This window comes from Exiguobacterium sp. N4-1P (assembly GCF_002214325.1).
Genome location: NZ_CP022238.1, coordinates 383,642 through 406,323, shown reverse-complemented (window position 1 = coordinate 406,323; position 22,682 = coordinate 383,642). Strand labels below are relative to the sequence as shown.

At 46.3% G+C, this 22,682-nt stretch carries 23 protein-coding genes, 1 tRNA gene and 2 pseudogenes; 16 read left to right on the top strand and 10 right to left on the bottom strand.

Annotated features, from left to right (window positions below):
- Nucleotides 1-25: 25 nt before the first annotated feature.
- Nucleotides 26-370, bottom strand: a pseudogene (locus tag A0126_RS18675) (IS3 family transposase); the annotation flags it as partial.
- Between the two features lie 8 nt (nucleotides 371-378).
- Nucleotides 379-780 (bottom strand): annotated as a pseudogene (locus A0126_RS18670) (transposase); the annotation flags it as partial.
- 420 nt (nucleotides 781-1,200) lie between these two features.
- Between A0126_RS18670 and A0126_RS18665 the strand changes: the two are divergent.
- From A0126_RS18665 to A0126_RS18595, 15 genes are all read left to right on the top strand, one after another.
- Nucleotides 1,201-1,725 carry a TraR/DksA C4-type zinc finger protein gene (locus A0126_RS18665; protein WP_088837257.1) on the top strand — a complete coding sequence of 175 codons (525 nt, stop codon included), beginning with the start codon at nucleotides 1,201-1,203 and terminating at the stop codon, nucleotides 1,723-1,725.
- 203 nt (nucleotides 1,726-1,928) lie between these two features.
- A complete protein-coding gene (gene adh / locus A0126_RS18660; protein WP_088837256.1) occupies nucleotides 1,929-3,449 on the top strand; it encodes an aldehyde dehydrogenase in 1,521 nt (506 codons plus the stop codon).
- A 21-nt stretch (nucleotides 3,450-3,470) separates the two neighbouring features.
- The gene (locus A0126_RS18655) at nucleotides 3,471-3,836 is read left to right on the top strand and encodes a DUF779 domain-containing protein (RefSeq protein WP_088837255.1); all 366 of its coding nucleotides are present in this window, start codon (nucleotides 3,471-3,473) and stop codon (nucleotides 3,834-3,836) included.
- A gap of 164 nt (nucleotides 3,837-4,000) precedes the next feature.
- Nucleotides 4,001-4,357, top strand: a complete 357-nt coding sequence (locus tag A0126_RS18650; RefSeq protein WP_088837254.1) for a thioredoxin family protein — start codon at nucleotides 4,001-4,003, stop codon at nucleotides 4,355-4,357.
- A gap of 23 nt (nucleotides 4,358-4,380) precedes the next feature.
- Nucleotides 4,381-5,397: a S66 family peptidase gene (locus A0126_RS18645; protein WP_088837253.1), complete on the top strand. Its 1,017-nt coding sequence runs from the start codon at nucleotides 4,381-4,383 to the stop codon at nucleotides 5,395-5,397.
- An 11-nt stretch (nucleotides 5,398-5,408) separates the two neighbouring features.
- Complete coding sequence (locus A0126_RS18640; protein WP_088837252.1) at nucleotides 5,409-5,750, top strand: hypothetical protein; 342 nt, start codon at nucleotides 5,409-5,411, stop codon at nucleotides 5,748-5,750.
- 20 nt (nucleotides 5,751-5,770) lie between these two features.
- Nucleotides 5,771-6,700, top strand: coding sequence for an alpha/beta hydrolase (locus A0126_RS18635; RefSeq protein ID WP_088837251.1), 930 nt, complete (start codon nucleotides 5,771-5,773; stop codon nucleotides 6,698-6,700).
- Nucleotides 6,701-6,778: 78 nt separating this feature from the next.
- Nucleotides 6,779-6,862 (top strand) — tRNA-Leu (locus A0126_RS18630).
- A gap of 324 nt (nucleotides 6,863-7,186) precedes the next feature.
- Nucleotides 7,187-7,954 carry a transporter substrate-binding domain-containing protein gene (locus A0126_RS18625; RefSeq protein WP_088837250.1) on the top strand — a complete coding sequence of 256 codons (768 nt, stop codon included), beginning with the start codon at nucleotides 7,187-7,189 and terminating at the stop codon, nucleotides 7,952-7,954.
- A gap of 39 nt (nucleotides 7,955-7,993) precedes the next feature.
- Complete coding sequence (locus A0126_RS18620; protein ID WP_088837249.1) at nucleotides 7,994-8,638, top strand: amino acid ABC transporter permease; 645 nt, start codon at nucleotides 7,994-7,996, stop codon at nucleotides 8,636-8,638.
- A complete protein-coding gene (locus A0126_RS18615) occupies nucleotides 8,635-9,363 on the top strand; it encodes an amino acid ABC transporter ATP-binding protein (protein WP_029330448.1) in 729 nt (242 codons plus the stop codon). The genes A0126_RS18620 and A0126_RS18615 overlap by 4 nt, the downstream gene beginning before the upstream one ends.
- A gap of 348 nt (nucleotides 9,364-9,711) precedes the next feature.
- A complete protein-coding gene (locus tag A0126_RS18610; protein WP_088837248.1) occupies nucleotides 9,712-12,573 on the top strand; it encodes a 2-oxoglutarate dehydrogenase E1 component in 2,862 nt (953 codons plus the stop codon).
- Nucleotides 12,574-12,623: 50 nt separating this feature from the next.
- A complete protein-coding gene (odhB, locus tag A0126_RS18605; protein WP_088837247.1) occupies nucleotides 12,624-13,883 on the top strand; it encodes a 2-oxoglutarate dehydrogenase complex dihydrolipoyllysine-residue succinyltransferase in 1,260 nt (419 codons plus the stop codon).
- A gap of 190 nt (nucleotides 13,884-14,073) precedes the next feature.
- On the top strand, nucleotides 14,074-14,976 hold the full coding sequence (locus tag A0126_RS18600; RefSeq protein WP_088837246.1) for a glycerophosphodiester phosphodiesterase: 903 nt from the start codon (nucleotides 14,074-14,076) through the stop codon (nucleotides 14,974-14,976).
- A 256-nt stretch (nucleotides 14,977-15,232) separates the two neighbouring features.
- The gene (locus A0126_RS18595; RefSeq protein ID WP_088837245.1) at nucleotides 15,233-15,679 is read left to right on the top strand and encodes an Rrf2 family transcriptional regulator; all 447 of its coding nucleotides are present in this window, start codon (nucleotides 15,233-15,235) and stop codon (nucleotides 15,677-15,679) included.
- Between the two features lie 85 nt (nucleotides 15,680-15,764).
- On the opposite strand, the gene mnhG is transcribed toward A0126_RS18595, so the two are convergent.
- The 7 genes from mnhG to A0126_RS18560 are packed head-to-tail and all read right to left on the bottom strand — an operon-like array spanning nucleotide 15,765 to nucleotide 21,554.
- Entirely contained in the window at nucleotides 15,765-16,142 is a 378-nt protein-coding gene (gene mnhG / locus A0126_RS18590; RefSeq protein ID WP_088837244.1) for a monovalent cation/H(+) antiporter subunit G, read from the bottom strand.
- Nucleotides 16,126-16,401, bottom strand: coding sequence for a Na(+)/H(+) antiporter subunit F1 (locus tag A0126_RS18585; RefSeq protein WP_369834785.1), 276 nt, complete (start codon nucleotides 16,399-16,401; stop codon nucleotides 16,126-16,128). Before A0126_RS18585 ends, mnhG begins: the two co-directional genes overlap by 17 nt.
- A gap of 8 nt (nucleotides 16,402-16,409) precedes the next feature.
- Nucleotides 16,410-16,886: a Na+/H+ antiporter subunit E gene (locus tag A0126_RS18580; protein ID WP_088837242.1), complete on the bottom strand. Its 477-nt coding sequence runs from the start codon at nucleotides 16,884-16,886 to the stop codon at nucleotides 16,410-16,412.
- A gap of 3 nt (nucleotides 16,887-16,889) precedes the next feature.
- A complete protein-coding gene (locus A0126_RS18575) occupies nucleotides 16,890-18,374 on the bottom strand; it encodes a Na+/H+ antiporter subunit D (RefSeq protein WP_088837241.1) in 1,485 nt (494 codons plus the stop codon).
- On the bottom strand, nucleotides 18,367-18,708 hold the full coding sequence (locus tag A0126_RS18570; RefSeq protein WP_088837240.1) for a Na(+)/H(+) antiporter subunit C: 342 nt from the start codon (nucleotides 18,706-18,708) through the stop codon (nucleotides 18,367-18,369). Before A0126_RS18570 ends, A0126_RS18575 begins: the two co-directional genes overlap by 8 nt.
- Nucleotides 18,709-18,711: 3 nt before the next feature.
- Entirely contained in the window at nucleotides 18,712-19,152 is a 441-nt protein-coding gene (locus tag A0126_RS18565) for a Na(+)/H(+) antiporter subunit B (protein ID WP_200872396.1), read from the bottom strand.
- Nucleotides 19,149-21,554, bottom strand: a complete 2,406-nt coding sequence (locus A0126_RS18560; protein WP_088837239.1) for a Na+/H+ antiporter subunit A — start codon at nucleotides 21,552-21,554, stop codon at nucleotides 19,149-19,151. Before A0126_RS18560 ends, A0126_RS18565 begins: the two co-directional genes overlap by 4 nt.
- A 340-nt stretch (nucleotides 21,555-21,894) precedes the next feature.
- Between A0126_RS18560 and A0126_RS18555 the strand changes: the two genes are divergently transcribed.
- The gene (locus A0126_RS18555) at nucleotides 21,895-22,167 is read left to right on the top strand and encodes a hypothetical protein (RefSeq protein WP_088837238.1); all 273 of its coding nucleotides are present in this window, start codon (nucleotides 21,895-21,897) and stop codon (nucleotides 22,165-22,167) included.
- A gap of 54 nt (nucleotides 22,168-22,221) precedes the next feature.
- On the opposite strand, the gene A0126_RS18550 is transcribed toward A0126_RS18555, so the two are convergent.
- The gene (locus A0126_RS18550) at nucleotides 22,222-22,515 is read right to left on the bottom strand and encodes a hypothetical protein (protein WP_088837237.1); all 294 of its coding nucleotides are present in this window, start codon (nucleotides 22,513-22,515) and stop codon (nucleotides 22,222-22,224) included.
- Nucleotides 22,516-22,682: the final 167 nt, after the last annotated feature.

Genomic DNA, 22,682 nt, shown 5'->3' with positions numbered 1-22,682 from the left:
GTTTAATAAAAGCACCCTTAACGTATTAAGCTGCTATGAGATGGCTTCGGTATTGTACCGGAGTCATCTTTTGTAGTTTCCATTGTCTTCGTTCGCTATTGTAATAATCAATGTAAGCATCGACCATAGCGCAGACCTCATCGAGGTCAGATGCTAATTGATAATCGACATAATCTTTCAAGTGCCCAAAGAATGATTCCATCGGGGAATTATCCAGGCAGTTTCCTCGACGTGACATGGATTGAAGCATCCCCATCTCACGAATCCGTGCTTGATAAGCAGGATGCGTATAATGGAAACCTTGATCGGAGTGTATCATGGCTTCCGGATGTGTATTCCCTTGAAGTCGTTCTGCGAGTTTATTCGTCGTATGACATCGACGCCTTGGGTCAGAATTTTGTAGAAGATATCTTCAAAAATCGTCGTGTCTTGGAAGCGTCGGACATAGTTTTTTCCGAAGGTTGAAAAATGAGGAACCTTTTCATCCAATCCAAGTCCTAGGAACCAACGATAGGCGACGTTCGTTTCGATTTCTTGGATCGTCTTCCGCATAGAAGGAATACCGAATAAATATTGAAGAAGAGCCATCTTGATTAAGAGAACAGAATCCACGCTAGGTCCTCCGTTATTTTCACAGTACAACTTTTCAACCAATGGATAGATGAATTGAGAGTCCATCACCTGATCGACCTTGCGAACCAAGTGGTCCGCAGGAACCAATTGTTCGAGTGTGACCGTGATGTTTTCAGAACGATGGGGTTGATTTCGTTTTCCCATCATGGGAAACCCTCCTTCGTGGTATATTTCTTTTACGTTATAATATGAAAGAAAGCTAAAAAAGCCTCGATTTCCAATCTAATCGCTTCCTAGTGGAAAGCAAACAGGAGCGACCCTGCAGTGAAGCGAAGCGGCGCGATGTTTGCCACAGGAAGACGATTAGGGAGGAAAGAGAGAGCAAAAAAAGATGGGAGATCACATTCAAGTGACCTTCCATCTAGTTTGTCTACACGCTGTGACGTGTCTCAAGACACGTCTTGCTCGAAGGCGATTCATCTCCTACCTGCGCTGGGCTTCGCCCTGAGACGCTTAGAGGTGGGAGTATTCTCGCCTGATTTTGATAAACGGCAACTAAACGTTTAAGATACCTCTGATTCGGCTAAAACATAATTAGAGCAGAATAGAGAATTGGAGATGATGAACATGTTGTCAGCGAAACAAATCGAGGAATTCAAAGAACGTCTACTTAAGGAAAAAGATAAAACGGAATCGAACATCGAGAACCGTGAAACAGATTACGACGAAGGCGCACTTTCAAGTTATGATAATCATCCTGGAGATTCAGGTGACGAATTATTTTTACGGGAACGGGATCAAGCGATCACGGATTTAGAAACAGACATGTTATCTGACGTCGATCTTGCCCTAGAAGCAATCGAAGAAGGCACGTACGGAATCTGTAAGGTATGTGGAAAAGAAATCGAGCTAGAGCGTCTCGATATCATTCCTGAAACACTCTTATGCATTGATGATGCGAAAGAAGAAGCTGAAAAAAATAGCTTGAATGAGCAACAACGACCGGTCGAAGAGGATGTACTCGATCCATCTGTTACAGCGACGGGAAAAGATATTGATGGAGATACGGATGGCTTTAGTAAAGTCAGTGACTTCGGAAACTCAGACTCGCCGTCAGATAATGAAGATGGCATCGACACGACGCGTTCATAAGAGGTTGATTAAGAGATGCAAGACAGGGGGCGATAATCGTTTCCTGTCTTGCATTTTTCAATCAAAAAAGTTAACGGAAAATTTTGACTTTTCATACTTATTTGTTAGTATGTACATGAGGGGTTTTTTTACGGGGGACCAAAATGAAAGCGCATACAAAAACTTCTCGGGTTGACCATTTTATTTGAGGGAGGAAAACAGTCATGATTTACGAGATTCCAAACACACAAGGGTCAAAAGTACAGTACAGAGATCGTTATGAAAATTTCATCAACGGGAAATGGACGGCACCCGTCAATGGAGAATATTTTGATGACATCACACCGGTCACCGGGAAGGTATTATGCCAAGTCGCGCGTTCGACAAAAGAAGATATCGAATTAGCACTCGATGCCGCACACGCAGCCAAAGAGGCGTGGGGAAAAACATCGGTCGCGGAACGGTCGAACATCTTAAATAAAATCGCCAATCGGATGGAAGAAAATTTAGAACTTTTAGCCTACGCCGAGACGCTAGAAAACGGGAAAGCCGTCCGCGAGACGTTAAACGCAGATTTACCACTGGCGATTGATCATTTCCGTTATTTCGCCGGTGTCATCCGGGCGCAAGAAGGATCTGTCGGGGAACTTGATAACGATACCGTCGCCTATCATTTTCATGAGCCGCTCGGCGTCGTCGGTCAAATCATTCCGTGGAACTTCCCGATTCTGATGGCCGTCTGGAAACTAGCACCGGCATTAGCTGCCGGAAACTGTGTCGTCTTAAAACCGGCAGAACAGACACCGGCAAGTATTTTACTCTTGACTGAAATGATTGAAGACTTGCTCCCGGCAGGCGTCTTAAATATCGTCAACGGGTTTGGTTTAGAGGCAGGGAAACCACTTGCGTCGAGCAAACGGATTGCGAAAATCGCCTTCACGGGTGAAACGACGACAGGTCGCTTAATCATGCAGTATGCGTCACAAAACATTATTCCCGTTACACTTGAATTAGGTGGAAAATCTCCGAACATCTTCTTTGAAGATATTATGGACGCCGATGACGCCTTTTTCGATAAAGCAATCGAAGGGTTACTAATGTTTGTCTTGAATCAAGGGGAAGTCTGTACCTGTCCATCGCGGGCGTTGATTCAGGAGTCGATTTATGAACCGTTCATGGAGCGGGTACTTGAACGCGTCAAAGCAATCAAACTCGGCAATCCACTTGACGGCGACGTCATGATGGGTGCACAGGCATCGAATGAACAAATGGAAAAAATTCTATCTTATCTAGAAATCGGTAAATCAGAAGGCGCAGAATGCCTGATTGGTGGAGAACGCAATCAGATGGACGGCAATCTTGCGGACGGTTTCTACATCCAGCCGACGATCTTTAAAGGGCACAACAAGATGCGGATTTTCCAAGAAGAAATTTTTGGACCGGTTCTGTCCGTCACGACGTTCAAAACGGATGACGAAGCGCTTGAGATTGCGAACGATACGTTATATGGTCTCGGTGCCGGTGTATGGACGCGCGACATGAACCGTGCCTATCGCTTCGGACGGGCGATTGAAGCAGGACGTGTCTGGACGAATTGTTACCATCAGTACCCTGCCCATGCGGCATTCGGCGGTTACAAGATGTCCGGGATTGGTCGAGAAAATCATAAAATGATGCTCAATCATTACCAGCGGACGAAAAACCTTCTCGTTAGCTATAGCCCGAACAAACTCGGTTTCTTCTAAGCGAAGAAAGGAAGTGTCCGTATGGTCGAACGTGTCCTTGCTACAGCGGCGACGCTCGAGTTGAGTGACAAGTTACGAGCAAAGCATGGACCCCTCATCTTTCATCAATCCGGGGGGTGTTGTGATGGCAGTTCACCGATGTGCTTTGCGGAAGGGGATTTATTTCTCGCAGATCACGATTTATTGATTGGGACGATTGGCGGCTGTCCATTTTATATTCATGAAGATCAGTATACGTATTGGAAACACACGCAACTCCTCATCGATGTTGTCGATGGGCGCGGTGGCATGTTTTCGCTTGAAGGGGTCGAAGGGAAACGTTTTCTGACCCGATCCCGTGCCTTTACGGATGAAGAGTACGCTACACTTCAGACTGACACTAGATGACCCCCTTTAAAACATCTGAAACTGCTTCGCGTGAGAGATGTCACCGAGGCAGTTTTAGGTGTTTTTTCATTTGCTGTGTGAGGGGAACGTTAGCACGAAATTTGGTTTCTCTATGCGAAGAGCGGTATAATAAAAGCAACATTTTTTAAAAGGAGGTCTTGTTGATGGTTGAGTTTACACGATTGACGTCCATTGATGCCGTGCAGTCCTGGTATTCGGTTCAGGGTGCTAGTTTTTTATACGTCTCAAGCCCGAATTGTTCCGTCTGTGAATCCTTGTTCCCACAAATCGAACCCATCATGTTGGAACACCCAGAAATTCGATCGGCGCGTGTCGATGTATCGGACGTTCCCGAAATTGCAGGAGCGTTATCCATTTTCACCGCCCCTGTCTTACTTTTGTTTTTAGACGGAAAAGAGATGCACCGCGAGGCACGAATCGTCCCAATCGAACGATTCCGTCGACGTGTGGAGCAGATTGGTGAATTTGTAAAATCAGAAATCATCGATTTAGAAAATTAATCGTTAACTGAAGGAGGAAGAAGATGAGGTATCCATTTTTCGGCTGGACAGGGCAAACAATTGGTATAACAGCATTATCTTCCGGCTTACCTGATGCGCTCCATCCTTTACTCGAAGAATCCAAGTTACGTTTAGAGGACCGGCAGATGGAGACGATGATTGGTGATACGGTTTGGACACAAAAGAAAGCACAGAGTACAACAGCAGCGGTTCGGGCATCTGAATTGATGCAGATGTTCCAAAACCCAGATATCGATGCGATCCTGCCGCCGTTTGGTGGCGAACGCGCCTTGGATGTATTACCGCATCTAGACTTTTATGAACTGCCGGTGAAATGGTTACTCGGATATTCAGATACGAGTACGGTCTTGTTCGCAATTACCGTAAAAACGGGGATTGCGACAGCACATGGTCCGAACGTGCTTGAGTTGAGAAGTGAAGAATGGGACGAGACGACAGCTGCTTGGCGTCGCGTGCTTGCAACACCGCGTGATGGTTCCGTGACCCAGTGGATGTCGACAAGGTTTCAAACAGCCTGGAATCACGACGTCCGCCCTGAGCGCTTTATGTTCCATTTCGATCAACCGACGGAATGGAAAACTCTGAATCCATCCATCACTCAGGTGACGGGTCGACTTCTCGGAGGATGCCTCGAAACCGTCCGTCATTTAATCGGTACGCCTTATGGCGATGTCCGTGCATTTCAAGAACAACAACTCGAGGGTGAACCGATTCTTTGGTACTTCGAAGCCTGTGAAGCCAGCGCGACTGATCTTCACCGTTCCTTGATGCAGATGCATCTTGCCGGCTGGTTTGATAACGCAACTGGTATTTTGTTTGGTCGAACAAGCGCAGGGCAGGCAATCGAAGACTATGCATTACTGGATGTCTACCAAATGATTGCAACAGAGACAGGACTGCCGATTTTTTATGATTTCGACATCGGTCATCAGCCGCCCCAATTGACACTCGTCAATGGTGCGACGGCAACAGTGACGCTTCAAGGAAAAGATTCACGGCTTGATATGACATTCAACTAAGGAGATTTCATATGGCGACACGACATTTTCAATCGCTTGGTGCATATAAGCGAATCTACATCAATCCGGAAACACGCCGGATGACGTTACCAGAACCTTTTTATGATGCACTCGGACTGACGGATGAAGTAATGATTGCGCAAGTCGGACAAGTCCTCGTCATGCGCAATCCAGACGAGATGGTCGAGATGGAGACCGAATTATTATCGCAAATCGTTGAAGAAGGATTTGCGGGGCAAGAGCTCATTCGCGAATTCGCTTACCGGAAGGCCCAGCATGAACAACGGTTGCGCCAGCACATATTACAAGATGATCATCCAGAGTCGTCAGCTCAACTAGAAATCGAACTATAACAACGAGGAGTGGGGACCGGATGCGAACAGGTACAAAAATTGGTTTAGGCGTGATTGGTTCAGGGATGCTTGCAGCAAGCTATTACTTTTACGAAATGGCAATCGCAACGAATCCGAAACCTTTCTTGACGAACAACCGTGATTTAAGTGACGAGATGGTCCGATTGATGCAACCGGGTCAGACATGGATTAAGGAACAACCGTTAGAACTCGTCGCGACGCAAGCACATGATGGATTGACGCTTCGCGCACATTACTTACCGCCACTCGTTCCGTCCGATCGAGTCGTCATTCTCGTACATGGTTACGGTGGTGTCGGAACAGACTTAGCAGGATTCGCCTATCTGTATCATCAAGCGGGTTTTCATGTGTTGATGCCGGACAATCGTGGTCACGGAAAAAGTGACGGAAATTACATCGGTTTCGGGTGGCATGACCGGCAAGACTGTCTGCGCTGGATCGACTATTTAGTCGGATGTGTTGGTACGGATTCTTCCATCTTTTTACATGGTGTATCGATGGGGGGCGCGACGGTTTTGATGACGAGTGGAGAGACATTACCTGCTCAAGTCAAAGGCATCATCTCCGACTGTGCTTATACATCAGTCAACGCAGTCCTCGCCTATCAGATGAAACGGATGTATCGTTTGCCGCACTTTCCGTTCCTTGCGATGACGAGTTTATTGACGAAATTAAAGGCTGGTTACTTCTTCAGTGAAGCTTCCGCATTAAAACAAGTCAAAAAGGCGGCGGTACCGATCTTATTCATTCATGGGGATGCAGATACGTTCGTTCCGACATCGATGGTCTATGAACTGTATGATGCTTGCCAAACGAAGAAGGAACTCGTCGTCATTCCGAATGCGGCACATGCAATGGCTTATTTTGAAGCACCCGATCGATACGATGAAGTCGTCGAGGCGTTTGTTCGGCGCGTATTGTCAGCATGACAAATGAAAGTGTATGAAGCGGAAGGAATGGATTGACAAAAATCAGTCCATTTCGTATTCTACAATCATATAAGTCATGTCGTCGTGGCGGAATCGGTAGACGCGCTAGACTCAGAATCTAGTGGTGGCAACACTGTGGAGGTTCAAGTCCTCTCGGCGGCATTTCCATAAGTTGAAGACCTGTTAGTAGGTCACAGACTGTAGACAAACTAGATGGAAGGTCACTTGCATGTGATTTTCTATCTTTTTTTGTTCTCTCTTTCCTTCCTAAGCGTCTTCCTGTGGCAAACATCGCGCCGCTACAGCGAAGCTGCAGGGTCGCTCCTGTTTGCTTTCCACTAGAAAGCGATTAGATCGAAAATCGCGACTTTTTTAGTTTTCTTTCAGATAATTCAGTTTTTTTACCAAAACATGTTTCAAAGGGACCATTATTAAGGAAAATATCCTAATAGAGGGCCGTGCCTTCAAAAGAAGGGGGTAAAAAGTATGAATAAACGTTTTTCTATCTTATTTTTATTGATGGGATGTCTGTTCGTATTAAGTGCGTGTAGCATCGGTTCAAATGATGATTCATCGTCAGAGGACAAAACGTACAAAGTCGGGATCGACGTCACCTATCCACCATTCGAGTACAAGGACGGGGATACGTACAAAGGAATCGATATCGATTTGATTCAAGCGATTGCAGACGACCAAAACTTCAAGATTGAATTTGAAGCGATGGACTTTAGCGGAATCATTCCTGCTCTGCAGGCGGATCAACTCGACATCGCGATTGCCGGGATGAGTATCACACCGGAACGTGAAAAAGTCGTTACCTTCTCTGACCCGTACTTTGAAGCCGGACTGATTCTTGTCGTCAAAGACAACAATGATGACATCAAGTCGGTTGATGATTTAAAAGGGGAACGCGTGGCAGTTAAAAAAGGGACGACGGGGGCAAAGTATGCAACGGATAACGCGGATAAGCTAGGCATTAAAGTTACACAATTCAATGATAGTCCAGCGATGTTCCAGGAAGTCAAAAATGGGAATGCAGCAGCCTTGATTGAAGACTATCCAGTCATCTCGTATGCCAACAAACAACAAAACCTTGGTCTGAAACTCGTGGGAGATCGTTTAAATGGTGATAATTACGGGATTGCCGTCCTTAAAGGGGAAAACGAAGACTTGATGAAAAAAATCAATACAGGTTTAGCGAATTTAAAAGACAGTGGCGAGTACGACGAAATCGTTGATCGTTATTTAAAATAATCACCCGATTGAGTGAATGATGAGGGAGTTGAGCTGCTGATGGAAGTAGCAAAAGCTGCATTTCCGTTTTTCTTAGATGGGTTACAAGTTACCTTATATATCTTTATCATCGCCGTCATCGCAGGATTCTTGATTGGTCTCATCGTTGCCTTGATGCGCTTGTCTCCATTAAAACTTTTAAATGGGATCGCAATCGTTTATATCGATGTGATCCGTGGGACACCGTTCATCGTTCAACTGTTCTTCATTTATTTTGGTTTGAACTCACTCGAATGGTTATCGATGGACCGGATGTACGCGGGGATTTTGACGGTCGCGATCAATGCAGGGGCCTATTTTGCAGAAATCATCCGGGCCGGTATCCAGTCGATTGACAAAGGTCAAACCGAAGCCGCACGATCGCTCGGGATGACGGGCCGTCAAACGATGGTCCAAATCATTTTACCGCAAGCTTTTCGGAGAATGTTGCCGACCATTACGAACCAATCGATCATTAGTTTAAAGGATACTTCGTTGCTCTCGATTATCGGCATCGCCGATTTGACGCAACAAGGACAAGTCCAGCAAGCGACGACGTTTGAACCGTTCATCGTCTGGTCCGTCGTCGGCTTAATGTATTTCGTCATCATCTATCTGCTGTCGATGTTAGCGAAATTCTTGGAACGGAGGTTTACGCTACGATGAGTATCATTCAAGTAGATAACTTAAAAAAGTCATTCGGAAAAAATGAAGTCCTAAAGGATATCTCCGTTGAAGTAGAAGAGAAAGAAGTAGTTTGCGTCATTGGTCCATCTGGTTCTGGGAAAAGTACGTTTCTTCGTTGTCTGAATCGTCTGGAAGACATTACAGGTGGGACAGTCATCATCGATAAGCACAATATTACGGACCCGAAAGTCGACATCAATAAAGTCCGAGAAGAAGTTGGGATGGTCTTTCAGCACTTTAATCTCTTTCCGCATAAGACGGTTTTAGATAATGTTATGCTCGCACCGATTAAAGTCCGTAAAACGGAAAAGGGACAAGCAAAGGAACGTGCGCTTGCATTACTTGATAAGGTAGGGCTCCGCGAAAAAGCGGACAACTATCCTGGAGAACTTTCAGGCGGACAAAAACAACGGGTCGCGATTGCCCGTGCACTCGCGATGAATCCGAAAATCATGTTGTTCGACGAACCGACATCGGCACTTGATCCGGAGATGGTCGGGGATGTCCTTGAAGTCATGAAACAATTGGCGATCGAAGGGATGACAATGATTGTCGTGACACATGAAATGGGCTTCGCCCGTGAGGTCGGAGATCGTGTACTCTTTATGGACGGCGGCTATATCGTCGAAGAAAATGTTCCGAGTGAACTGTTTGATTCTCCGCAACATGAACGGACCCAATCGTTTTTAAGTAAAGTGTTGTAAACGAGGACGCCGGTGCCTGAAAGATAGGCATGGGCGTTTCTTTTCGTGTGCAGAAATGACACTACCGTGAAAGAAATGTTTGTATCATAAATCACTGATGCTGACATCATAAGAAAAACTTATACATTTAGCACAGAGAAATTGGGAATTCGAAACGCACTGGGGCTTAAGAAGTAGTAAGATAATAACTAAGGCAAACACTTTGGTATAAACGCCTTCAGTCGTGGTCATCCATCTTAATTCATAGAGGAAGTGCCACTGTCGATTTTTTATGCCACTATATTTGAAAGCGCTAACAGGTAGAGAGTTGGGAACGGGCTGTGTTGAGCAGCTCAAAGGGTGAAATGAATGAAACGGGGGGAACCGTACATGGCAAGCCGGGAACAGGAGAAACAAGCATTTTATGGACCGAACCTTGGGTACATCATCGAGATGTACGAACGATTTTTAGAAGATGCTTCTTCGATTGACGAAGAGACGCGTGCTTATTTTGAAACACACGGTGCTCCGGTCACAGAAACTGTCACACCAGTGCACGTAGAAACAGGGGATTTCGAAAAATATTTAGCCGCGCATCGTCTCGCAGAACGTATTCGGGCGAAGGGTCACCTTGCGGCAGATATTTATCCGTTGAAAGATCATCCGCGTGAGAACGAATTGCTTGAATTAGAGCAGTTCGGATTAACGGAGGCAGATTTACGGACGATGCCGGTCTCACTCGTTTGTCCAGATCCACCTGCAGGTCTTTCGGACGCATTCGAAGCGATTGAGCACTTAAAAGCGCAATACACGGGAGCGGCGGCAGTCGAACTCCAACACGTTGATGATTTAGACGAAAAGAAATGGTTACGTCAAAAAGTCGAACAAGGTGCATTGACGGCGAAACTGACGAATGACCAAAAGAAACAACTTTTCAAACGACTAGCTGAAACGGAGTTGTTCGAGAAGTTTCTTCATAAAACATATGTCGGACAAAAACGTTTTTCAATCGAAGGACTCGACGCGATGGTTCCATTGCTTGATACGATTATCGGTCACTTGATTGCGAACGGTTCAGAAACGATCAATATCGGGATGGCTCACCGTGGACGCTTGAACGTGCTCGCTCACGTGCTCGGGAAACCGTACGAAATGATTTTCGCAGAGTTCCAGCACGCGCCAAATCATGACCTTGTCCCGTCAGAAGGGTCAATCGGAATTACGTATGGTTGGACAGGCGATGTTAAGTATCACCTCGGGCTCAATCGCAAAATGGAACAACAATCGACGAACGTCCGCGTGACACTTGCGAACAACCCGTCACACCTCGAGTTCGTCGATCCTGTCGTCGAAGGGTTCACGCGGGCGGCGCAAGACGATCGCTCCGGCAAGGGGATGCCGACGCAAAGTCAAAATAAAGCAGCCGCGATTTTAATTCATGGTGATGCTGCCTTCCCTGGTCAAGGAATTGTCGCAGAGACCTTGAACATGACGAACTTGAAGGGGTACAACACGGGCGGTACGATTCATATCATCGCCAACAATACGATTGGCTTCACGACAGAGCCAACCGATTCACGGTCGACACGTTATTCGAGTGACTTAGCGAAAGGTTATGAGATTCCGATCTTCCACGTCAATGCGGATCAGCCGGAAAGCTGTTTAGCAGTCGCGCTCTTAGCAAGCGAATACCGTGCGAAGTTCAACAAGGATGTCTTGATTGATTTGATCGGATATCGCCGGTTTGGTCACAATGAGATGGATGAGCCGATGAATACGAACCCGGTCCTGTATGAGTTGATCCATAACCATGACACAGCGCGTGTCCTTTATGCAAAAGATCTTGTCGAACGCGGGGAAGTATCGCAAGAGGAAGTCAAAACGATCGAAGCTGAGATTAGTGATGTGATGAAAGCGGCGCGCGAAAAAGTACCAAACGTCGAAAAAGAATACGGGGGCATCATGCCGGATGTCGTATTCAAAGGGGTTCCGTCGATTGAGACGGGGGTCGAGAAGGACAAATTGATTCATTACAATGACCAGCTACTCGCATGGCCGAGTGGGTTCACGGTCTTCCATAAGCTTGAAAAAGTTTTAAAACGGCGAACGGATGCTTTAACGACGCACAAGGGAATTGACTGGGGACATGCAGAAACGCTTGCCTTTGCTTCAATCCTGTCAGATGGCACACCAATCCGTCTCAGCGGTCAAGATTCGGAGCGGGGAACGTTTGCACAACGTAACATTAACTTGAATGACGTGAAAACAGGGAAATCGTTCTCACCGATGCATGAGTTAGAATCAGCGCAAGCATCATTCGCCGTCTATAACAGTCCGTTATCGGAAGCTGGCGTACTCGGGTTTGAATATGGATATAACGTCTTTGCGCCAGAGACACTTGTCTTGTGGGAAGCACAATACGGTGACTTTGCAAACTCAGGGCAAGTTATCTTTGATCAATTCATCGCCGCAAGTCGCGCGAAGTGGGGTCAAACATCAGGTCTTGTCATGCTCTTGCCACACGGGTACGAAGGGCAAGGTCCAGAACACTCAAGTGGTCGCTTGGAACGTTTCCTGACATTGTCCGGTGAAAAGAACTGGACCGTCGCAAACGTCACGAGCGCAGCGCAGTACTTCCACTTGTTGCGTCGCCAAGCCGCCATTCTCGGCAAAGACGAAGTCCGTCCGCTCGTCGTGATGACGCCGAAAAGTTTACTTCGTCATCCGCTTGCGACATCTGACTTGTCGGAATTGACGTCGGGTTCGTTCAAGCGAATCGTCGAACAAGAGGGGTTAGGTCAATCACCGGAACGCGTCGAACGTCTTGTGTTCGCAACGGGTAAAGTTGCGATTGATTTAGCGGATGCACTCGCGAAGTCGGACGAGTCATATGACTGGCTGCATATCGTCCGCGTCGAGGAAATCTATCCGTTCCCGGCGAAACAGTTGAAAGAGTTAGTCGCGCGTTATCCGAATGTGACAGAAGTCGTATGGGTCCAAGAAGAACCGAAAAACATGGGCGCGTGGTCTTATATCGAACCACGTCTTGAGTCCGTCGCACCAAACGGGATCACCCAAGTCCGTTACATCGGTCGCAGACGCCGGTCGAGTACAGCTGAAGGAGATCCGACCGGTCACAAAGTCGAACAAGCGCGTATCATTCATGATGCGTTGACTCGGACAGCAGCACGGACGGAGAACGAACAACAAACATCGAATACGAACGCGTAACGAAAGCGATTTAGCAGAGATTGAACCATAGTCATAGGGGGACAAAAACGATGGAAATCAAAGTACCAGAACTTGCCGAATCAATTACAGAGGGGACGGTCGCTTCATGGTTGAAACAACCGGGCGATCACGTAGAAAAAGGGGAAGCAATCGTTGAGCTGGAAACGGACAAAGTAAACATCGAAGTACCGTCAGACGAAGCGGGAACATTATCAGAAGTGATGGCAGCAGAAGGGGATACAGTGCGTGTCGGGGAAACAATCGCCGTCATCACGGTTGGTGGAGAAGCGGAAGCACCGAAACAAGCAGAAGCGCCAAAAGCAGAACCGAAACAAGAAGAAGCCAAGCAACCTGAAAAAGAACAACCGGTCGCAGTCGCAGCAACTGAAAAAACGTCAGCGGCTGATCGTCCGATCGCTTCTCCGGCGGCTCGGAAATTGGCACGGGAAAAAGGAATTGATCTCGCACAAGTGGCGACGCAAGACCCACTCGGTCGGATTCGTGTTCAAGATGTCGCGACGTTCGAAGTTTCACCACGTGAGCAAGCATCTGTGAAGGAAAAACAAGCAACACCAGCACCGAAAGCACCAGCACAAGCAGCTCCAGGTAAACCGGAAGAACGGATTAAAATGTCACGTCGTCGTAAGACGATTGCCAACCGTCTCGTCGAAGTGCAACAGACGGCAGCGATGTTGACGACATTCAACGAAATCGATATGTCGGCCGTGATGGCATTACGGAAACGACGCCAAGAAAAATTCGTTAAAGACAACGATGTCAAACTTGGTTTCATGTCCTTCTTTACGAAAGCAGCCGTCGCAGCACTGAAAAAAATGCCGTACTTGAATGCTGAAATCCAAGGCGACGAAATCGTCCTTAAGAAATTCTATGATATCGGCATTGCCGTGTCTGCTCCAGACGGACTCGTCGTGCCGGTCGTTCGTGACGCGGATAAAAAGAATTTTGGTGAGATTGAAAAAGATATCATCAGTCTGGCTGTTAAGGCACGCGATAACAAATTAGGGCTGTCTGACTTAACGGGTGGGACGTTTACGATCACGAATGGTGGGACATTCGGTTCATTGATGTCGACACCAATTTTGAATGGTCCTCAAGTTGCGATTCTCGGAATGCATGCGATTAACTTGCGCCCTGTCGCAATCGATGCAGAACGGATGGCCAACCGCCCGATGATGTATGTCGCACTTTCATACGATCACCGGATCGTGGACGGAAAAGAAGCCGTGACGTTCTTGAAACACATCAAAGATTTACTTGAAGATCCAGAATCATTGATTTTTGAAGCGTAATCAACGTTACATGTGCGGCGTTCTCCTTTAAATAGGGAGGACGCCTTTTTGTTTGCTTGGGAAAAGGATGACATCAGTAGTTGCGTATTTGTCATCGTTTCTAAAAGCTTCTTCATCCGAACTACATGTTTCCTTCACAGTCATAGCGTAAGATTCAGTCTGTAAGTTACTTTTAAGGGGGAAATCCAACATGATGAAACAGATTGGCGTTACCGTACTTACAGGAGCAATCGTTGCAACAAATTTCGGGAGCATCGATGCTTCGGCACATCAACAGAAACATGGGTTACTCGATCAGAATCGAGTCGTCAACATCGCCCACCGCGGTGCTTCTGGATACGCACCTGAACATACGATGACGGCGTACCAACTGAGTCATAAAAAGTTGAAAGCCGACTACATCGAAATCGATTTACAGATGACGAAGGATGGTAAGCTGATTGCGATGCACGATGAGACGGTCGACCGGACGACAAACGGAACAGGTGCCGTCAAAGATAAGACGTTAGCAGAAATCAAGCGACTTGATGCAGGAAGCTGGTTCAATACAGCGAACCCTGAATATGCGAAGGACGAATATAAGGGACTTCAAGTTCCGACTCTCGATGAGATTTTTGATACGTATGGCAAACATGCGAACTATTATATTGAAACAAAATCTCCTGAAGTCTACCCGGGAATGGAAGAAAAATTATTGAAAACGTTACAACGTCATGGTCTATCAAGTGATCACGTCAAACCGGGGCAAGTTATGATTCAATCATTCAGTCAAGAAAGTTTGTTGAAAGTCAAGCAGCTGGATGCACGTCTTCCGCTCGTTCAATTGATGGACGCGGCGACGGTCAAAGCGATGACGCCTGAGGCACTCGACGAGCTACAGACGTACGCAGTCGGACTCGGACCGTCCTTTAAAGGATTGACGCGGGAAAATACAGCGATGATCCGCGAGCGTGGGTTATTGCTCCACCCCTATACAGTCAACGAAAAAGTCGACATGGAGCGGATGCTTGACTTCGGTGTAACCGAAGTCTTCACAAACTATGCCGATCGATTTAATGAAGTGTTGCACGCCCTGAATAAAAGAAATAAATGAATACCAGAAAAATCAGTTGTCTCCCGTTATGGAAGGAGATAGCTGATTTTTTTATTGTTCATAAAAAACGATCCAAGAGCGATGTGCTTACGTATGCTTGTATGAAAAACTGTTAATTCGCCGAAACGCGTGAGGATGAAAAAAATTTAAATCGGACATTTGATTTTCAGATTCTATCTAAAAAATGGTACGCTAGGCATAGAGAATTCGGATGAATTAAAACTTTTTAAGACGCTTGAGCGAAAGGACGGGTTGGATGCGCATCACACAATATACGGATTATGGATTACGGGTCCTGATTTATCTCGGTGTTCATCGAGATAAAGTTACGCCGATGCCGATGATCGCGAGCCATTATGGAATTTCAGCGAATCATTTGATGAAAGTCACGCAACAGTTGACGAAACTCGGGTACGTTGAATCGACGCGTGGACGGACAGGTGGATTACGATTGATAAAGGATCCGGCAAATATCAATATCGGACAAGTCGTACGTGAGATGGAACCGATGGAAATCGTTGAATGTTTTTCTAAAGAAGGCCGATGCATCATTGAGCCGAATTGTCATTTAAAAGGGATTCTTGGACGCGCTTTACGTGCGTTTCTTAAAGAACTCGAACAACACTCACTAGCAGAACTCGTTGAAAATAAAGAGGAGTTAACCTTTTTATTTGCATCAGAAACGACATCCGTTCAATCGTAAATACGTGACGACGTTCACGAAAAAGGACATCATCTCCCGTAAAAAATCGGAGGATGATGTCCTTTTTGCGTTAAATTAACAAGAATTAGTTATCTCGGTTGATGCGTTTTTTCGGCATGACATGTTCTTTGTTTTTCGAGAGGTCATCTTGAACAGATCCTTTCCATAAGGGAACATCACTGTAGTAGGCAGCACGGGCGATTAAATGACTTCCGATTGGTGCTGTCGTCAGAACGAACAGGATACCTAAAAATGTTCGTGATGAAAAGAGTCCTTCTTCTGTCACGAAGAAAATGATGACGCTGATCAAAATACTCATGACGCCGAGTGTGGCGCTCTTAGAGGCTGCGTGTGCGCGTGTATAGATATCGGGTAGACGAATCAGCCCGAGAGCCGCGACGATGCTGAAAAAGGCTCCAATTAAAGCAAAGGCGACTACGAAGATTTCATTTATTGCGATCACGTTCGATGATCTCTCCTTTCTCAATGAATTTCGAGAAGGCGACAGTCCCGATGAAAGCTAAAATACCGATTAACAAGATGACTTCTAAATAGTCACTTGTCCGTAAGAGAACGGATACTAAACCGACGATGGAGATTAAACTGATGCCGATTGAATCAAGTGCGATGACGCGATCAGCAATCGAGGGTCCTTTGATGACGCGGTAAAACAAACCGAGCATGGAAATGAAAACGCCTCCGAGTGCGATATAGATCAGCATTTCAAACATTATCGACTCACCTCCAGAATCGCTTTTTCAAAACTATTCCGGATGGCAGCGACAGCTTCATCCGCTTCTGGCATATGAAGCGCGTGGATATACAGTGTTTTATTATCATCTGAGATATCGACGACGAGTGTTCCGGGTGTCAACGTAATCAACATAGAAAGTAACGTAATCTCCCAGTTTTTCTTTAACGTCGTCTCGTACGCAAAGATACCGGGCTGAATATCGAGTCGCGGTTTTAAGATGACGGCCAGAACTTCGATATTCGCAACGACCAATTCGTAAAGAAACCGAATCGAGAGGCGAACTAGAGCGATGACCGGACCGAGATAAAACCGGCTACTGAAACCACGACGCATCGCGAACATCGCAATCAACCCGAGTAGATAACCGACGATGAATGACGAAGTCGTGAAGGAGTTCGATAGAAACATCCATAAGATGGCTAAAAAAGCATTGAGCATTAATTGAAATGGCATCGATTAGCCCTCCTTCAGTACAGCTTGAATATAAAGTGATGGATCGACGAGCGGATCAACGGCTTGGGTGATGAATGGACGAACGGCTTCTGCCCCGACCCCATACGCGACGGTAATCATTACTAAAAGAATTGATGGAGCGAGCAATTGTTTGACGAGATGACGTCGTGAACCCGTATACGTCTTCGGTGTACCCCAAAATCCGCGAATGAAGATTTGCATGACGGAATAGAGGACAAGCAAACTTGACGCAAGGACGATGAACGGTCCGACGAGGTCACCGGCTTCAATCCCGCCACGGACGATCAGTAGTTTACCGATGAACCCGCTGAACGGCGGGATACCAGCCAAGGACAAGGCAGCGATGAAATACGTCCAGCCAAGCAACGGATAAGCCTTAATCATTCCACCCATGCTTTTAAGACGGCTCGAGCCCGCAATTCCGACCATGATACCGACGAGCAAGAAGAGAGCTGCTTTGATTAACATATCATGTAACAGGTAGAAGACGGCTCCTTCGAGCGACTGACGAGTCATGACGGAAACGCCGTAAAGAATGACGCCGACGGCAACGATGATGTTGTAGATTAAGATTTGTTTCGCATCTTTTGTCGCGAGGGCGCCGATGACACCGATGATGATTGTCGCCAGTGCCAATCCCCCAAGAAGCGAGTGGATGATCCCGATTTCGTTCGAAAAGAACAAACTATACGTCCGCAAGATGCCATAGACACCGACTTTCGTCAAGAGAGCACCGAACAAGGCGAGGACGGGTGTCGGTGGCACTTGATACGAGCCAGGTAACCAAAAATAAAGCGGGAAAATCGCTCCTTTTAAGCCGAAGACGACTAAAAATAAAATCGCGATGACACTCAAGATTCCGGGCTGATTGATTTCAGAAATCTTTTGCGAGATATCTGCCATATTGAGCGTGCCGATGATGCCGTATAAAAAAGCGACCGTCATGACGAACAAAGCAGATGAAATGACATTGACCAACAGATACTTCAACGACTCGCGTAACTGCGCCGGTTTACCACCGAGCACAATCAAGACATACGATGAAATCAAGAAGACTTCAAAGAAGACGAACATGTTAAAAATATCACCGGTCGTAAAGGCGCCATTGACACCGACGAGCAAAAACTGAACGGCGATGTAGTAATAAAAACGTTGATGTTGCTCCGACAGATACGTCATCGAATACCAAATGACGAAGAAAACGAGCACGCTCGTCGTCAAAACGAGTAATGCGGATAACATATCTGAAACGAGTGTGATGCCGAACGGTGCCGGCCAACTGCCGAGTGTGACCGTCAAAATCCCGTTTGCCTTGACTTGAGAGACGAGGTAAAGCGAGACACCAATCGTCAACAGCGTCGACAAGAAGGACACGATACGTTGCATCCACAGACGTTTCGTGAAAAACATCAACAAGACACCAGTCAGCAGTGGAATTAAAATCGGTAATAGCGGTAAATTAATCATTCGTATCGGTTCCTTTCATTTCCTCGATATTATCGGTCCCAAGCTCTTGATACGCTCGGTAGGCAAGAACGAGGAAAAATGCTGTTACCCCGAAACTAATGACGATTGCGGTCAAGACAAGCGCTTGCGGGAGTGGGTCGGTATATTTCGTCACTCCGTCTTCAAGGACGGGCGCAGCACCAGTCTTCAGTCCACCCATCGTCATGACGATTAAGTGGGCAGCGTGACTGAGCAAGCCGGTTCCGATGATGATGCGTAAAATACTTTTTGAAAGAATGAGATAGACGGCACACATCGTCAAGATGCCTGCAGCTATCGCCATGATAATCTCCATCTGTTAATCACTCTCCCCAATCGTTTGAATGATCGTCATCGTGACGCCGACGACGACGAAGTAGACACCTAGGTCAAATAACATGGCCGTATGCAAAGACGTTTTTCCGAACAATGGTAAATCAAAGTACCCATGGGCGTGGGTGAAGAACGGTACATTAAACAGTAAGGCACCGGACGCCGTCAAAACAGCGATCAACATCCCGACGGCTGTCACCATCTTGTAGTCGAACGGCAGGATTTGCCGAAGCGTCTTGATGTCGAAGGCAAGCAAAATCAACACGAGAGCAGACGCAGTGACTAGTCCACCGATGAATCCGCCACCTGGCGTATAATGTCCAGCGAAGAACAAGTAGACGGCAAACAAGAAAATAATGAAGGTGATGAACGTCGTCGCCGACTCTAGAATGACGTCATTCGTATTCTTTTTCATTGGTTTTTTCATTTGTCGATGCCTCCTGTCTTTCTGAAGTGAATCATCGCGTAGATGCCAAGACCAGCAATGGCAAGCACGCTGATTTCGAACAGTGTATCAAAACCACGGAAATCAACGAGGATGACGTTGACCATGTTTCCGCCAGCCGCCAATTCATACACGTTATCAATATAGTACTTAGCAATTGAGGCAAACGAGCGTTGGCTGAGTGATGACAAGGCAACGAGTGTCACGCTGAGACCGACCAATACTGAAATCGCAGCATTTCCAAGTTTAAATTTAATTCGTTCTTCTTTACGACTGATTTCCGGCATGTGATAGAACACTAGCAGGAACAGTGCGACAGAAACTGTCTCGATGACGAGTTGCGTCAAAGCGAGATCCGGTGCCCGGAACAAGACGAAGAACAAAGCGACCGAATAACCGGCGACTCCGAGCAAAATGATTGATGTCAAACGCGACCGAGCGAACGTGATCGAAAGCGCACTGCTGACGAGGACGAGCACTAAGATGATTTCGTAAGCGGAAATCGAGCTTAAGGGATCGACGTCGAAGGCGAAGGCATCGAAGAAAAACAGGCTCGATAACACAAGGAGGACAATGAATCCGAAAATATAAACGAGATAAGACCGCATGTATCCGGTCATGACCGCATCGTGAATCGCCGTCGAAACTTTTTCACCGCGGCGTAACAAGCCATCATATTGATGGTTCAGCGAGAAACTTTTCGGCATCCGGTTATAGAGTGACTGCCATTTCGGGAAGGTCTTGAACAAGATGAACCCGACCGTAATGATGATGACGGTGAAGAGAAGTTCAAGATTCAATCCGTGCCAAAGCTTAATGTGGACATCAATTTCACCACCAGCAGCTAGGACCTGCGGTAAGATCGCTTCGGCCGCCGGACGGATGATCGTTTCCGACAACATATTCGGGAAAAGACCGATCAAGATGACGAGTGAAGCCAAAATGATAGGTGAGATCAACATCCCGATTGGTGCTTCGTGTGGTTTTTTTGGTAACTGATCGTGCTGTTTTGGTCCAAGGAACGTCCGGTAGACGATCAGTAAACTATAAACAAACGTAAAGATACTTCCGACGACGGCGAAAAGTGGGAATAAGAAGCCGAACGTTTCCAAGTGGAATAAGCCGGATTCAGATACTTCGTTGACTCCAGTCAAGAACATCTCTTTACTTAGGAAACCGTTGAATGGTGGGACACCTGCCATCGACAATGTTCCAATCATCGCAATTGTAAACGTGACCGGCATCAATTGTGATAGACCACCGAGCTTACGTAAATCGCGTGTTCCGGTTTCGTGGTCAACGATTCCTGCCATCATGAACAAGCTTCCTTTAAAGGTTGCGTGATTAATCAAGTGGAAGACGGCCGCGACGGTCGCGATCGTATATAAACTGTCAGGCAATGCCTCGACCTGCAAGGCGGCGGCTCCTAAACCGAGGAGCGACATGATGAGACCGAGTTGAGAAATCGTCGAGTACGCTAATATTGCTTTTAAATCGACTTGTTTGACAGCGTTGAGAGATCCCCAGAATAGCGTGAACATTCCGACGCCAGAGACAAGATAGAACCAAAGTGGCGTCTCGGCAAAGATCGGACTCATCCGAGCGACGAGATAAAGACCGGCTTTGACCATCGTTGCCGAGTGGAGGTAAGCACTGACCGGTGTCGGCGCTTCCATCGCATCCGGTAACCAAATATGAAACGGGAATTGAGCCGATTTCGTAAAGGCTGCCAATAAAAAGAGGACGAGTGCAACAAGAAACATCGGATCATTACTGTACGTACCGAGTGTACTGAATGACTCGCGGATACTAAAGGAGCCGGATAGTAACGAAAGAATCGAGATTCCACCGAGCATTGAAAGTCCACCAAAGACGGTGATCAACATTGATTTTTGAGCACCATAGCGGGAACGTTCCCGTTCATACCAATACCCGATCAACAGGAATGAAGAAATCGAAGTCATCTCCCAAAACATGTACATGACGATCATGTTGTCGGAGAGGACGATTCCGAGCATCGCCGTCATGAAAAGAAGCAAGTAGACATAAAAATTATGCAGCGCCTCTTTTTTTGCATCAAGATAATAGACGGAATAGAGAACGACGAGCGTCCCGATTCCTGTGATCAACAGGGCGAACAATAGTCCGAGACCATCGATGTAAGCGACGAAGTTGATTCCGAGTGACGGGATCCACTGCATCGATTGCGTGACAGTCTCCCCAGCCATCGTCTGACTGATGTATTGACTAAAGTAAAGAACGAGCGAAAGAGGGACGAGCAAGACGAACCATCCCGTATGCACGGAGCGAAACTGTTTGTACAAGAATGGGATGAAGATACTAGCAAGTAATGGCAACAAGATGGCCAAATGAAGCAATGACACAAGATTCCCTCCTTTGAAATGAACCGAGTAAATGAAAGAAGGACTTCGTACGCAAGCGTTTGTTCTGCTTGGGACTTGTCCTCTCAGCCATATTCATTCGATTTTATGATTGAGCACCTGTTAAAAGTATAGCGTACATTTGCCGTCTCTGCATGACTAGAACCCTCATGAAGCAAAGGAGACCAGTGTTTTTAGATTGAAATATTAAATATGTAGAAACACGGGTGAAAAGGATTGAAAAAAATTTTTAGCCTTGGTTAGAAAGTGATTAATCTGCAATCATTGAGGGAACATTATTCAAGTAAGATCATCTACTATGGAAAGCAGGGGGAACAAAATCATGAATACTACATTAAAGCGCAGTCTGTTTGTAGGTAGCTTAGCCGCAGTGTCTGTTTTCGGAATCAAGCAATATAAACGTTCATGCGCGAAACAAAATCAAAGCATCAGTGATTCAGCTGAGCTCGATCGTCGTCCGAGTGTCGATCAAGGTCAAGATGAATCGGAAGTTGGCTTAACACAACTCGATTCTATCCAAAAAGCAGAGTGGCAAGCGAATGGTTTCCCGCAAACACATGCGGAACGTGAGCGTCTAGAAAACGAAGAAGTGTAAAAAAACAGCGCGTCCTGTAATGGGAGGCGCTGTTGACATGTATTAGAAAACCACTTAAGCACTCGTACTTTCGAGGGCTTGAATTCGTTCGCTATGGGCAGTATAGGATGAAAGATGTTCGAACTGATGTAACGTCAGTGTCGTCATCCGGCGTTGACCGGTGCTTGATTCGAGGAGTAAATACGCCTCGTTTTGATCTTCACCACCACCGTCGAAACGGATGTGAGCAGTAATTAGGCGACCATCGTTCGTCTGCATATAAATATCGTAACCACCAAAGTCGACCCGATTAAAGCGAGTAGCCTCGTTGACGATGTGTTTAAAAGTTTCAATGACTGCATATGACATGATTATTCCTCCTTCTTCTCTTACAAAACAAACGGGCTATTCCAAAGATTAACCGTTCCGATTAATAATTTTCCCATTAAATTGAAGAACTAAACATAAAAAAAGAATCTTTTTTTTGCTTGTCATGAAACGCGTTTCATAATGTATTTTGTAAATAAGGTAGCGCG

Excerpts from the sequence above, each read along its gene's own strand:
- A0126_RS18555 (WP_088837238.1), top strand. The coding sequence starts at position 21,895 with ATGAATACTACATTAAAGCGCAGTCTGTTTGTAGGTAGCTTAGCCGCA.
- A0126_RS18580 (WP_088837242.1), bottom strand. The coding sequence starts at position 16,886 with ATGCCATTTCAATTAATGCTCAATGCTTTTTTAGCCATCTTATGGATG.
- A0126_RS18620 (WP_088837249.1), top strand. The coding sequence starts at position 7,994 with ATGGAAGTAGCAAAAGCTGCATTTCCGTTTTTCTTAGATGGGTTACAA.
- A0126_RS18615 (WP_029330448.1), top strand. The coding sequence starts at position 8,635 with ATGAGTATCATTCAAGTAGATAACTTAAAAAAGTCATTCGGAAAAAAT.
- A0126_RS18655 (WP_088837255.1), top strand. The coding sequence starts at position 3,471 with ATGGTCGAACGTGTCCTTGCTACAGCGGCGACGCTCGAGTTGAGTGAC.
- A0126_RS18585 (WP_369834785.1), bottom strand. The coding sequence starts at position 16,401 with ATGCTGATCTATATCGCACTCGGAGGCGTTTTCATTTCCATGCTCGGT.
- A0126_RS18640 (WP_088837252.1), top strand. The coding sequence starts at position 5,409 with ATGGCGACACGACATTTTCAATCGCTTGGTGCATATAAGCGAATCTAC.
- odhB (WP_088837247.1), top strand. The coding sequence starts at position 12,624 with ATGGAAATCAAAGTACCAGAACTTGCCGAATCAATTACAGAGGGGACG.
- A0126_RS18610 (WP_088837248.1), top strand. The coding sequence starts at position 9,712 with ATGAAACGGGGGGAACCGTACATGGCAAGCCGGGAACAGGAGAAACAA.
- A0126_RS18550 (WP_088837237.1), bottom strand. The coding sequence starts at position 22,515 with ATGTCATATGCAGTCATTGAAACTTTTAAACACATCGTCAACGAGGCT.
- A0126_RS18600 (WP_088837246.1), top strand. The coding sequence starts at position 14,074 with ATGATGAAACAGATTGGCGTTACCGTACTTACAGGAGCAATCGTTGCA.
- A0126_RS18570 (WP_088837240.1), bottom strand. The coding sequence starts at position 18,708 with ATGGAGATTATCATGGCGATAGCTGCAGGCATCTTGACGATGTGTGCC.
- A0126_RS18635 (WP_088837251.1), top strand. The coding sequence starts at position 5,771 with ATGCGAACAGGTACAAAAATTGGTTTAGGCGTGATTGGTTCAGGGATG.
- A0126_RS18575 (WP_088837241.1), bottom strand. The coding sequence starts at position 18,374 with ATGATTAATTTACCGCTATTACCGATTTTAATTCCACTGCTGACTGGT.
- A0126_RS18645 (WP_088837253.1), top strand. The coding sequence starts at position 4,381 with ATGAGGTATCCATTTTTCGGCTGGACAGGGCAAACAATTGGTATAACA.
- A0126_RS18665 (WP_088837257.1), top strand. The coding sequence starts at position 1,201 with ATGTTGTCAGCGAAACAAATCGAGGAATTCAAAGAACGTCTACTTAAG.
- A0126_RS18595 (WP_088837245.1), top strand. The coding sequence starts at position 15,233 with ATGCGCATCACACAATATACGGATTATGGATTACGGGTCCTGATTTAT.
- A0126_RS18565 (WP_200872396.1), bottom strand. The coding sequence starts at position 19,152 with ATGAAAAAACCAATGAAAAAGAATACGAATGACGTCATTCTAGAGTCG.
- adh (WP_088837256.1), top strand. The coding sequence starts at position 1,929 with ATGATTTACGAGATTCCAAACACACAAGGGTCAAAAGTACAGTACAGA.
- A0126_RS18625 (WP_088837250.1), top strand. The coding sequence starts at position 7,187 with ATGAATAAACGTTTTTCTATCTTATTTTTATTGATGGGATGTCTGTTC.
- A0126_RS18650 (WP_088837254.1), top strand. The coding sequence starts at position 4,001 with ATGGTTGAGTTTACACGATTGACGTCCATTGATGCCGTGCAGTCCTGG.